Genomic DNA, 12,350 nt, shown 5'->3' with positions numbered 1-12,350 from the left:
CGATCTATGAGCCTCGCATGTCCCCGCGCGCATTTTCCGCCGCACTCCCCCTCCTGCTGGCTGCATCGGCCATGATGCTCGGCGCTCCGCGCTTGTCCGCGTGCCCGTGGTGCCAGGCGAATCCGGTGATGAAGCCGACCGTCTTCGAAGGCGATCCGGATCCCGGCGGCAAATACTTCGGACAAACTCCCGATCCCGCGAAAGTCAGGCACTACTATCTCGCCGCCGAGCCGGAGGTGTGGGACTACCTGCCGGAAGGAAAGGATCCGGTGATGGGCAACAAGATTCCGCCGCAGATCCTGGCGAACCCCGCCTATCCGAAACTACGATACAGGCAGTACACCGATGCCACCTTCACCACCCGCGCGCTGCCGGACGAGCGCTTGGGCATTCTCGGACCGGTGCTGCGTGGCGTGACCGGGGAATACATCGTGGTCACCCTTCTCAACCGCCTTTCCACGCCGGTGTCCCTGCATCCGCACGGCGTCCGCTATGACAAGGACAGCGAAGGTTCCAGCTACCTTTCGGAACGCGGCCTCGGTGCCTCGATCGCCCCGCAGGCGCGCTTCACCTACGTCTGGTATCTCGATGAGGCCAGCGGCCCGCGACCGGATGAACCGAGCTCCAAGCCATGGCTCTATCACAGCCACGTGCTGGGTGATGAAGAGATCAACTCCGGCCTCTCCGGTTTCATCGTGGTCACCGATGCCGCGCGCGCGCGACCGGATGGAACACCGGCCGATGTGGACCGCGAGATGGCGATGTTGCTCCAGAACTACGATGAGAGCGGCATGACCGAGAGCAAGGAGCTCTACGAGCAGGTCACCACTCCGGACGGCAAGGGAATCGATGGCGGTCCGCCTCCTGCCGGTCCGCCGCCGTGGGCCGAAGCGGAAGAGCAACGCGAGCTGGCGATGCGCCACGCGATCAATGGCCGCGTCTTCGGCAATGCCGGTGGCATGGACATGAAGGAAGGCGAGCGTGTGCGCTGGTATCTATTCGCACTGGGCAACGAAGCGGATGTTCACACCGCCCACTGGCACGGCGCGCGGTTGAAGGATGCCGCAGGTCATTCCACCGACGTGATCGAACTGATGCCCGGCACAATGAAGCTCGCGGACATGGTGGCGGACAATCCGGGCAATTGGATGATCCATTGCCATGTGGGCGAGCACATGATGGAAGGGATGTACGGGCACTACAAGGTGCTGAGGAAAGACGCCCCCGCCCTCACCGCCGCCTCGTTCTTCGGGCTGTTGCCGGCCCAGCATAGCGTGCGCTGGACGTCCGCTGAAGGTTCTCTGGAAGACGGCAAATTCCAGCTCAAGGCACGAGCCACCGTTTCCGCCTACGCGAACCTGCCGGTCTGGACGACGACGCTGCGTGTGGCCGCAGGCAAACAAAAGGCCGCCACGCGCCTGGACCGGGCGGGAAGCGGCAATGATCATGACGTGAAATTCCGGGTGCTGAATGTGGATCCCTCCGGCATCGTCCAGACAGAGGAGCTCGAAATCGAGCTCACCCTGCAGGGCAACGACTGGCAGTCCGAAATCCAGAACTATCTGAAGGATCAACCGACCAAGCCTCTGCAACTGGAGCTGTCCGTGGACGAGACTACCCACCGCGTCGAACTGCCGCTGAAGGTCACGGGCACAAAATTGGAGTTGCAGCGCCAATAATCATCCGGCCCACGCCACATTTCCAAAAAACGCGAAACATGCGGGCGCTTCATGCCGTTGGCTGGTGAATCCAGCGGCCTCCCATGTCACACGTCTTCTCCCTTCTCACCACCTTCGCTCTCGCCCTGCTTCCGGTCCATTCCCACTCTGCGGAAACCGGTAGTGTGATGATCGATCCCGCCGCACGGCAGGGCACCTGGCAGGGATGGGGCATCTCGCTGGCGTGGTGGGCGGGAGTCTTCGGCGACCGGGATGATCTGGCCGACGCGCTTTTCACCACCAAGCCGGTCAAGCTTGGCCCCGATCTCATTCCCGGCCTCGGCCTGACCTTCGCACGCTACAACGCGGGCGCGTGCGGTTGGAACGATGTCGATGGCAGGAAAATGGTCGTCTCGAAGATCATCCAACGCTACCGCCAGATGGAAGGCTTCTGGCTGGATGGCAAGAATCCGGACCCCAATTCCAAATCGTGGAATTGGGATGTGGATGCCAAGCAGCGGCTGATGCTCACGAAGGCAAGGGAACGCGGCGTGAAGCAGTTCGAGTTGTTCTCCAATTCACCGATGTGGTGGATGACGAAGAACGACAATCCCTCGGGCGGCCCGAAACCCACCGACGACAATCTGGCGACCGAACACGAACGGAACTTCGCCATCTATCTTGCCACCATCGCCAAACGTGCGAACGAGCAATGGGGCATCACCTTCACCTCGGTCGCGCCTTTCAATGAACCGCGTTCGGACTGGTGGTTCGCGGATTGCAAACAGGAGGGCTGCCACGTTTCCGCACCCGCCCAGGCACGCCTCCTTCCATTGGTCCGCGAGGAGCTCGACCGCCGCGATCTCAAATCCCTGCCCATCACCGCCTCGGAGGAAACCTACTACGACCATGCGATCGAGACATGGAAGAGCTTCAGCCCGGAGGTGAAGAAGCTCGTCAGCCATGTGAACGTCCACGGCTATCAGGAAGCGAAGGGCGACCGCGCGGAACTGCACCGCATCGCCGCAGTCGATGGCAAGGTGGTGTGGAATTCCGAATACGGCGATGGCGATCCGCACGGCTTGAACATGGCCCGCAATCTTCATCGGGACATCGCCCACCTCCGCGCCGTGTCCTGGTCCTACTGGCAGGCGGTGGATGGCGGCGGCTGGGGACTGGTGGCGGGGAACCTGCGCGGAGGCCGCATGACACAGATCAATCCGAAGTGGCACGTGCTGGCACAATACACCCGCAGCATCCCACAGGGGGCGATCATTCTGACCACCGGGGATGAATCCACCATCGCCGCCTATGATGTGCAGCATGCCCGCCTCACGCTGGTCTGCCTGAATGATTCGGACAAGGCCCGCACCGCGCGCTTCGATCTGTCGAAATTCGCAGCCACCGGCCGGGCGGATGTCTGGCTTACCCAGCCACATGGACAGGCGCGCTACCAGATTTCAACCGCAGTCACGTTCCAGGGTGGCAGCCTCTCCGTCACGCTTCCCGAGAAGTCGGTGCAGACCATCGTCATCAATGACCTCCGGACCACCAGGTGAAATGCTCCCGGTGGACGGCAAGCGCGGCTGAAAAACCTTCAAGCGCGGCGCGAAGGCACAGGCATATCAGATTGGCTGCCGATCTGTAGGTCGTAAGGCGCGGCGTTGGAGCGTGGAACGCACCGGTTGGCCGATCCGGTCCAATCGGTTGACCGGTTGCCGCGCACCTCACGGGAGGTCCTGTCCCGGGCTCCGGAAAAATTTCATGAAATACTCCGCCAAAAGGGTCCGCGCGGGGCTTATACCTTTAAGAGCACCACTATGACCACTCCCCATGACGAGCAGACCCGCGAGTTCCTCTCGCGGATGGTGCCACATCAACCGGCCATCCGGAATTTCATTCTGAGCATTCATCCGCAGCCCGCCGATTTGGATGAACTGATGCAGGATGTGGCGCTCAGCTTGTGGGAGAAATTTGAAACCTACGATCGGGAACGCGAGTTCCTACCCTGGGCCAACAGTCTGGCGTATTTCGAAGTGCTGCGCTTCCGGAAGAAGCGCAGCCGTGATCGTCTGGTGTTTTCGGGCCTGGTGTTTTCGGAAGAGCTGGTGGCTCTGCTGGCGGAGGAGGCTTCCTCCCGGAGTCTCGCCGAGCCCGCCCGTGTGGCCCTGGATGAATGCCTCGGCAAGCTGGACACCAACTCCCGCACGATCATCCTGGCCCGCTATTCCCGCGGAACCTCGATCGCGGAGCTCGCGGCATCGGGGAAGAAGTCGGTCCACAGTCTTTACCGGACCTTGGAAAAACTGCGCTCGCTCCTTGTCGGTTGCGTCCACCGCCAACTCGCCGCCGAAGGTCTGATCCGAACCCCGTGATGGAATGCCCGTGACGCCCGACCCACGACTTTCCCACCTGCTTGCGCGTCTGAGCGACGGTCTTATAGAGCCCGCCGAAGCGGAGGAGTTGGATGAGATCCTGCGCAACGATGCTGCGGCCCGGGAATACTATCTCGTCCACATCGCGGTCCACTTCGCCCTCGGAGATGAGAACGCCGGTGAGCGCATTCGGGCACTCCCTCCTTTTCGGCGCAGCCGTTCGTGGACGTGGCTCGCCGCTGCCGCCGCGCTGGCGATCAGTGCAGTGACATGGATGTGGTGGCCGTCACCCGCTACGCCCGCCGAGCGGCAGACAGCGGGCAAGGAGGGGGAGGTGATTCCTTCGGTGTTGGCCATTGTCACGGCGCAAGATGGGGTACAGTGGAATCTTCCGGAACCGGCGGCGAATGGCATCGGTCTGCCCGTGGGGGAGATCAAAACGACCACCGGAGATCTTTCCATCTCCATCCTGGATGGACCCGCTGTCACGTTCCGCGGTCCGGCGGAGTTCCGCTTGGTGAGCCGCTCCCAGATCCACTTGATCCGGGGGAAGGCGGCCTTCCGCGGCGAGGGGCCGCACCGCATGTTCATCGTGGAGGTTGAGCACGGATCCGTGGCCAATACCGGAGGGGAATTCTCGGTGATCGCGGAGGAAGGCGGAGACGCGCGGCTCCGCTGCTTTGCCGGCGGTGTGAGGGTTTCCACCGCCGGGGTTCCGGACGAGCCTCTTGATGAATGGGACCTCCAAGCCGGCAATGGCCTTCTGATCAGCACCACCATCCAGCGGGCCGATGACGCGGAAGGTGATTTCCCGCGTGTGCCTCCCTCCATTCTGCCCGGCCCTTCGATCCGATCGGAAGCCTATCCCCGGGCGATCATGGAGTCCTCGCCGATGGCATACTGGCGCTTCGAAAAGCTCGGGCTGGACGGCATGGTGACGGATGAAACATCGGGAGGCCACTCATTGGCACTCCGCGGGATGGCGAGGCTGGAAGGTGCCTCGCAACGCTATTTGTTCGTCAACAATACGGACGCTTCCGGGTTCGCCGACAGCATTTCTGGAATCAAGGGCCTTGATACCCCGCGGGGCCGGAGCATCGAATGCCTGCTCTATTCAAGTGGTGAATCTCTGGCCACGGCGGTCGCCCTGGAGCTGGACGGTCCCATTCCAGACGATGTCCGGCAGCGCAATCGGAGCAACCATGCGCCCGATGCTTCCCTGCTGGAAATCACCGGCAGGTCGAGGGATTTCCGTGACAGCAATCCCGGCCATGTGTTCCGGGCGCTCCGCCGCTCGCCAGCGGGATATGATGGTGGGTTCAATCTCATGTCATCCCGGGGGAATTTGCTCCACCGCTGGGTTCATGTGGCCGCCACGTTCGGTCCGGACCGGATGTGTCTCTATATCGATGGTGAGCCTTCCCGCGAGATCATCGCATCATCGCCATCGGGGGGAGTTTCATTGCGGGCCATCGTCGGCCGGTTGCAGCCGGGTCCCGTGGACGCATTCCGGCAGTGGTCCGGTGGCATTGATGAGCTCGCCCTCTACGACCGTCCGCTCTCCGCCGCGGAGGTGAAGGCCCACTTCGCGGCCTCCCACCGCTGAATTTCCCCTCCCGTCTCATTGTAAAATCGCATCCCAACCCCATGAAAAAAACCTGTCGTTTCCTTCAACTCTCCCTCCTTTTTGGATCCGCTATTCTCCAGGCCAACGCCGCCGATGGCACTTGGGTCGTCACCGCCCCGTCCGGCAATTGGACCGATGCCGTCAACTGGTCCGGGAGCACCATCGCCGATGGCTCCGGGTTCACGGCGAACTTCACCAGCGACATCACCGCCACCACGGCCGTGTCCCTCAACGGTGTGAACCGTACCATCGGTAACATCTTCTTCTCCGACAACGGTGCCACGGGAAGCGCCTGGACCATCAGTGGAAACGCGATCATTCTCGCGGTTCCAAGCGGTTCGCCAACGGTCACCACCGACACCGCGGCCACCATCAGCTCGATCCTCACGGGAACCGCAGGACTGACCAAGGCTGGTAACGACACGCTCGTTCTGACCGCAGGGAACACCTACTCCGGTGGCACGGCCATCAACGCCGGCACATTGCAAATTGGCGATGGCACGACCAACGGGACCGTCGGCACGGGCAACTATTCCGTCGTTGCGGGTTCACTTTACCTGAACTATGCCACCGCCGCCGCGCCCACATGGGCCAATATTACCGGAGCCGGCACCTTGCGGCTGAATTCCGCCCAGGCAGTCAATGGCTCGGCCAATTGGTGTCCCTCCGCTCCCATCTCCCTCGGCTCCGGTTTCACGGGCACGCTGCAGGTCGATAGAGGACGGATCCACGGCGTATCGTCGGGATTGGGCGGAGCGACCAATATCGTCGTCGGTAGCGGCGCGCAATTCCTTGGCTTCACCTCCGGTGTGACGACTACTACCTTCAGCCAGAGTTTCTCCATCAGCGGGATGGGCTGGGGTGAAGGCGGCCAGGACAACGGTGCGCTCCGCGTTTCAACGACAAACTGCACCTTCACGGGGAACATCACCCTCACTGGCGATTCCGGAATTTACCTGCAGAACGCTGCTGGTGGCGGGATCACGTCTTCGGGGGTCATTTCAGGAGGATTCAACCTTTCCCTGTATAACGCCCTTGCTGCCGGGGTGATCACGCTTTCCGGAGCCAACACCTACACGGGTGCGACGACCGTGGCCAATGGGACGGTGTCTGTGTCCAACATCGGCAATACCGGTTTCAGCGGGAACCTCGGCACCAACGGCACCATCAACCTCGGTGGCGGCGGAGCACAGGGCATTCTGACCTACACGGGCTCGGGAGAAACGACGGACCGTGTCCTGAATTTCTCCGGCACCACCGGCGGAGCGACCGTCAACAACAACGGTGCGGGCCTGCTCCGTTTCACCACCGCCACCACGACCACAGGGTCGGGCGCCAAAGGCCTGACCTTCGGGGGCACTGGCAATGGCCAACTCGACGGGGGCATCACCGCTCTTGGCGGCCTGATGAACATTGGCAAGTCGGGGGCCGGGACATGGACGTTCGCCGGTGATCTCAACACCGGCGGTGGCGCGATGAACGTGAGCGCGGGTACCGCGGTGCTCTCCGGCAACAACAGCTATACCGGTGTCACCACGGTGGGCGCCGGTGCCACTCTGAGCGTCAGCACCCTCGCCAACAGCGGCGTGGCCAGCAACATCGGTGCAGCCACCAATGCGGCGGGCAACCTGGTCTTTGCCGGCGGCACCTTCAAATACACAGGTGGTTCGGTTTCGACCGATCACGCCTTCACCGTCACGGCGGCCAGCACCCTCGAGGTGACGAACGCGGCGACCACCCTGACCATCGCCAACACGCTCAACGCCGCTGGCGGCAGCGTCATTCTGACGAAGACCGGCGCGGGCACGCTCGTCTTCGGCGGCTCCGCCGACAACTCAAGCGTCTATGCCGCCGTCTCCGCAGGGGAACTGGATCTCGCCAAGACCGGCACCACCACCCGCGCGCTTGCGGGGATCAGCAGCGTGGCCACCGGCACCACCGTCAAGCTCACCGGCATCGGCCCCGATCAGATCTATGGCGGCAATGCGGGCACCAACTACGGCGTGAACGGACTCGCCGGCACGCTCGACCTCAACGGACATTCGGAAAGCACCAGTAATTTCAACGGCGTCACGGGTGGCAAGCTGACCAATTCAGCCGCCGCCACGAATGCAACCTGGACGGTGGGTGAATCCAACGCGACCGCCACCTTCGCCGGTGTGATGGAAAACGGCGCGGGCACTGTCTCCCTCTCCAAAATCGGCACGGGAACGCAGACACTCTCGGGTGGGAATACCTTCACCGGTGCGACGACCTTGAACGCCGGCACGCTCGTCCTGGACTACAACACGCAGGACAATTCCAAACTCTCCGACACCGGGGCACTGATCCTGAACGGAGGCACCCTCCAGATGGGCGGAGTAACCGGCACTCATGTGGAAGTCGTGGGCCCCGTCACCATCAATGGAAATGTCAGTATCACGCGCGGTGGGTTCAATTCCACCGTGCTGGCCCTCGGCAACTACACCAACAACGGCGTGCTGAATATTGCGGCCGCCGGGCTCGCCACCACCACGGTGGCGAACAATGGCGGAGGCTACCTCGACAACATCACCTTCGCTGGCAACCAGCTCGCCATGAACGATGGCACGCTGGGTGGCGGACTGGGCAACATCGTCGCCGCCAGCGTGACCTACGCGGATGTCAACCGGGCCACCGGCACAAAGACGATCACCAGCAGCGCGGGCTCCATCGTCCGTATCATCGAAGGCACGGGAGGGACTTCGACCAACATCACGCTCGGTGCGGCAACCACCGACATCAGCACCCTCTTCCAGACCGCCACCGGCGGCACCACGATCACGGATCTCGGGACCAATGTCCTGCGTCTCGGCGCGAGCGGCCGCATCTTCTCGGGAACCGGCGCCTCGGCACTGACGATCCAGAGCGGAACGCTCACGGCCGGTGGCGCGGACGATACCGCGGGAACCATCGACATTCACAACGGCAGCACGAATCTCATCTTCGTCTCTTCCAAGATCGCGGACAACGGCACCGGGGCCGTGGCGTTGCAGACGACCGGCAGTGTCGCGCTCTCGGGGGCGAATACCTACACCGGCGGCACCACCGTCAATGGCGGCACTCTCTCCGCGGGTAACAATACCGGTACCGGCGCGACCGCGCTGGGCACGGGCAGCGCCACCGTCAACACCGGTGCCACGCTCCAGTTCTGGGTGAACACCACCACCACGGGGACGACCTTCGCGAACAACATCACGCTCAATGGCGGCACACTGCTCAGCCAGGACGGGGTGAACAATCTCAGCGGTGCCATCACGATCGGCGCTTCCGGCGGCACTTTCAAGAGCCAGTGGAATGCGAAGAACCTCGTCGTCAACGGGGTCGTCTCCGGCACCGGACCCGTCACGATCGACAAGCTCGCGGGTGACGGTGGCAGCAAGGTGATTTTCACCGCCGCCAATACCTACACCGGTACCACCACCATCAATGGCGGTGCGGCGCAATTCACCAAGCAGGTCGCCCTCTATAACAACACTCCTGCCTCGTGGACTGCTGCCAACCTGACCGTCGCCTCCGGAGCGATCGCCGCCTTCAATATCGGTGGAACCGGCGAGTTCACCTCGGCGGACATCGATACCCTCCAGAGTCTCACGAATGTTGGTGCCGTCACCGCCACCCAAGGGTTCAAGAATGGTTCGAGCATCGGCCTTGATACCACCAATGCCGGCGGCAATTTCACCTATGCCACCGCCATTGCGAACCATGTCGGCACGGTGGCCGATACGCTGGGACTCGCCAAGCTCGGCACCGGAACCCTCACGCTCACCGCTACGAACACTTACACTGGTGCGACGGCCGTCAGTGGCGGCACACTGGTCATCAGCGGTTCCGGCTCGTTGAACTCCGGTGCTTATCCCGGTGCCATCTCCATCGCCTCGGGTGCGACCTTCAACCACGCCTCCTCCACCGCACAGACGTTCTCCGGGGGCGTCTCCGGTGCGGGAGCACTGACCAAGACTGGTGCGGGCACGCTCACGTTCAGCAATCAGACCACCTACACTGGTGGCACCACCGTCAGCCAGGGCATCCTTGACCTCACCGGCGGCGGCGGAGCCAACGGTGCCATGCGCGGTGTGGCCACCATCAACACCGGCGCGACCCTGCGGTTGAGCACCGGCGATGCGGCAGGTTACGATGCGACAACTCGCCTCAACACCATCAACCTCGTGGGCGGCAACCTCGACGTCAACTCGACGGGCAACCAGACGCTGGGCAGTGCCACCATCAACATGACCGGCGGGAGCATCACCGGCATCGCGGGCTCGAACATCGACTTCTTCGCTGGTGCTTCGACTCTGAAGACGTTTGCTTCGTCCACGACCTCCACGATCAGCGGCACCGCGCTTTCCCCGCTGCGCCAGGGCAACACCACATTCACCGTCGCGCCGGGCACGACGGCTTCCGGCATCGACCTGGACATCCAGGGGATCATTAGAACCTCGCCTTCCGGCGATGCGGCCACCTCCGTGCTGACCATCACGGGCGGCGGCACGGTGGCCTTCTCCGGCACCAACACCATCGCCGGCACTGCCACCAAGTCCCTCGCCATTACCGGTGCCGGAACGACGCTCATGGTTGGCAATGGTGGCGCAACCGGCACGCTTGGCGGCCTCAATGTCACGAACAACTCGGCGCTGTCCTTCAACCGTTCCGATGCGGCCGGCAGCTTCTCCAACATCATCTCCGGAACTGGTCAGCTGAAACAGGTGGGCTCCGGCACCACCACTCTGACGGGAGTCCAAACCTACACCGGCGCCACTGTGGTGAATGCGGGCACCCTGCTGATCACCGGTTCCCTGGCATCGGGCAGCGCGGTGAGCGTTGACGCAAGCGGCACCCTCGGCGGTACCGGCACGGTCAATGGTACGGTGACCGCAGCGGGGAAGATCGCTCCCGGCACCACCGGTACCGGCACGCTGACCACCGGTGCGGTTGTCCTCAATGGCGGCACCTACGCCTGCAAACTGAACGGGGCCACCAGCGACAAACTGGTGGTGAATGGCAGCCTGACCCTCACCGGGGCCACGCTGGCCATCTCCACGGTTTCCGCGCCCACCGCATCGAGCTACGTGATCGCCACCTACACCGGGGCGGCACCGGCGTTCACCACGGTGACCGGCCTTCCGTCGGGCTACGCCGTGGACACCAGCACCGCGGGACAGATCAAGCTGACAAATGCGCCATTCCTCGTTTGGGCCGCGGCGCAAGGTCTGACCTCCGTCAACAACGGCCTCACCCAGGACCCGGATCACGATGGTCTAGCCAACCTGCTTGAGTATGTCTTGATGGCCAATCCGCTGGCATTCAGTTCTTCCGAACTGCCGATGCAGGGCTCGGATGCGAACTACCTCTACTTCTACTTCCTGCGCAGCACCCAATCGAAGCAGGACACCAATGTCACCGTCCAGTGGGGAACAGGCCTCGCCTCATGGACCGACATTCCCATCCCGGATGCGGATCCCTCCGACGGAGTGGTGTCCATCGACCAGAGCATACCGGCCTACGACTACGTCACGGTGAAGATTGCCCGCAGCAATGCCGTGAACGGCAAGCTCTTCGTCCGCCTCAAGGCCACTCCGAAACCCTGAGCAGCTTCGCACGACGGTTTTCATCGGGTAAATGCAATGCAACAGAGCTCGATCCGGGATTTCCCGGATCGGGTTTTTGCATCTCAATCACCTCTTCGGCGGGCGGAGGGGAGCCCCGGAGGGGGCCGGTCCAAAGCCGCCGGGCCACCGCAATCCTCATCAAAGCATTCCCTCGGTGCCTCCGGCCGGACTCGAACCGGCACGTCCTTGCGGACAACGGATTTTAAGTCCGCAGCGTCTACCATTCCACCACGGAGGCCCGGGATTCCCGGAGGACCGGGTGGGGCGCACACGCTAACGGAGTTCGGCGGCGGCGTCCAGAACAGGCAGCGCCGTCTCCGGAACAATGACCGTCGTGCCCACTTCGCGCGGCTCCGGGACATCGCATCTGACAGCGTGGAAGATGGAAAGGCCGGAACGGTCCAGCATGCAAAGCCCGCGCAAAAGATCCGCGTCAGGCTTTCGTGCGGAGCCTTCGATGGGTGTGTCTGGTCCGGGAATATTGTTCATGGTTTTCCCATTCCTTGTCCCATCAATTCACTTTGTGGACAAACTTCGGTTGCTTCTGGTCCACATCCACATATCCACCCGCCAATGCCCTGAACACGAAAAAAGCCCGGACCATTCGGACCGGGCTTTCTGTTTGAGAATACTGGAAACAACCCTTCAGAGGGCCATGTCCTTCAGCTTCTTGAGCGCGCGCACCTTGATCACGGTGGTGGCCGGCTTCGCCTTGAAGGTCACTTCCTCCTTGGTGAAGGGGTTGATGCCCTTGCGAGCCTTCACGGCAGGCTTCTTGATCGTGTTGATCTTGAGCAGACCGGGCAGGACGAATTCACCGACGGCCTTCTTGTTGACGTGGCTTTCGATGACGTCGGTGAGGCTGTCGAGAACGGCTGCCACCTGCTTGCGAGTGAGCTGGGTGCTGGCCGCGATCTCGTCAAGGATCTGGGTCTTGCTATAGCGGTCTTTTACGGGTGCTGGTTTCTTAGCCATACTTCGGGGAACGATTCTCCAACAGAACGGCTGGAGTCAAGAAGGGAACGAAAAACGGCCACAAAGAACAGGTGTTTCCAGCTCA

7 protein-coding genes and 1 tRNA gene are annotated in these 12,350 nt (G+C 62.5%); 5 read left to right on the top strand and 3 right to left on the bottom strand.

Going from position 1 to position 12,350, the window contains the following annotated elements; translation table 11 throughout:
- Positions 1-17: 17 nt before the first annotated feature.
- From KBB96_RS02055 to KBB96_RS02035, 5 genes are all read left to right on the top strand, one after another.
- Positions 18-1,679 (top strand): multicopper oxidase domain-containing protein, encoded by a 1,662-nt coding sequence (locus tag KBB96_RS02055; protein ID WP_211631824.1) that lies wholly within the window; start codon positions 18-20, stop codon positions 1,677-1,679.
- Between the two features lie 83 nt (positions 1,680-1,762).
- A complete protein-coding gene (locus KBB96_RS02050; RefSeq protein WP_211631823.1) occupies positions 1,763-3,217 on the top strand; it encodes a glycoside hydrolase in 1,455 nt (484 codons plus the stop codon).
- Positions 3,218-3,478: 261 nt separating this feature from the next.
- Positions 3,479-4,033, top strand: coding sequence for a sigma-70 family RNA polymerase sigma factor (locus KBB96_RS02045; protein ID WP_211631822.1), 555 nt, complete (start codon positions 3,479-3,481; stop codon positions 4,031-4,033).
- A 10-nt stretch (positions 4,034-4,043) separates the two neighbouring features.
- The gene (locus KBB96_RS02040) at positions 4,044-5,639 is read left to right on the top strand and encodes a LamG-like jellyroll fold domain-containing protein (protein ID WP_211631821.1); all 1,596 of its coding nucleotides are present in this window, start codon (positions 4,044-4,046) and stop codon (positions 5,637-5,639) included.
- Positions 5,640-5,680: 41 nt separating this feature from the next.
- Positions 5,681-11,269: a beta strand repeat-containing protein gene (locus KBB96_RS02035; RefSeq protein ID WP_211631820.1), complete on the top strand. Its 5,589-nt coding sequence runs from the start codon at positions 5,681-5,683 to the stop codon at positions 11,267-11,269.
- Between the two features lie 176 nt (positions 11,270-11,445).
- Here the strand turns inward: KBB96_RS02035 and KBB96_RS02030 are convergent.
- From KBB96_RS02030 to KBB96_RS02025, 3 genes are all read right to left on the bottom strand, one after another.
- Positions 11,446-11,528 (bottom strand) — tRNA-Leu (locus KBB96_RS02030).
- A 35-nt stretch (positions 11,529-11,563) separates the two neighbouring features.
- Entirely contained in the window at positions 11,564-11,698 is a 135-nt protein-coding gene (locus KBB96_RS21135) for a hypothetical protein (RefSeq protein WP_264176985.1), read from the bottom strand.
- 237 nt (positions 11,699-11,935) lie between these two features.
- Entirely contained in the window at positions 11,936-12,265 is a 330-nt protein-coding gene (locus KBB96_RS02025) for an HU family DNA-binding protein (RefSeq protein WP_211631819.1), read from the bottom strand.
- Positions 12,266-12,350 lie beyond the last annotated feature (85 nt).

The organism is Luteolibacter ambystomatis (assembly GCF_018137965.1).
Lineage (GTDB): Bacteria > Verrucomicrobiota > Verrucomicrobiia > Verrucomicrobiales > Akkermansiaceae > Luteolibacter > Luteolibacter ambystomatis.
This window is presented reverse-complemented; position numbering and strand designations above follow the sequence as displayed.

Coding starts and splice junctions, on each gene's coding strand:
- KBB96_RS02025 (WP_211631819.1), bottom strand. CDS start 12,265: ATGGCTAAGAAACCAGCACCCGTAAAAGACCGCTATAGCAAGACCCAG.
- KBB96_RS02055 (WP_211631824.1), top strand. CDS start 18: ATGTCCCCGCGCGCATTTTCCGCCGCACTCCCCCTCCTGCTGGCTGCA.
- KBB96_RS02045 (WP_211631822.1), top strand. CDS start 3,479: ATGACCACTCCCCATGACGAGCAGACCCGCGAGTTCCTCTCGCGGATG.
- KBB96_RS02050 (WP_211631823.1), top strand. CDS start 1,763: ATGTCACACGTCTTCTCCCTTCTCACCACCTTCGCTCTCGCCCTGCTT.
- KBB96_RS02035 (WP_211631820.1), top strand. CDS start 5,681: ATGAAAAAAACCTGTCGTTTCCTTCAACTCTCCCTCCTTTTTGGATCC.
- KBB96_RS21135 (WP_264176985.1), bottom strand. CDS start 11,698: ATGCTGGACCGTTCCGGCCTTTCCATCTTCCACGCTGTCAGATGCGAT.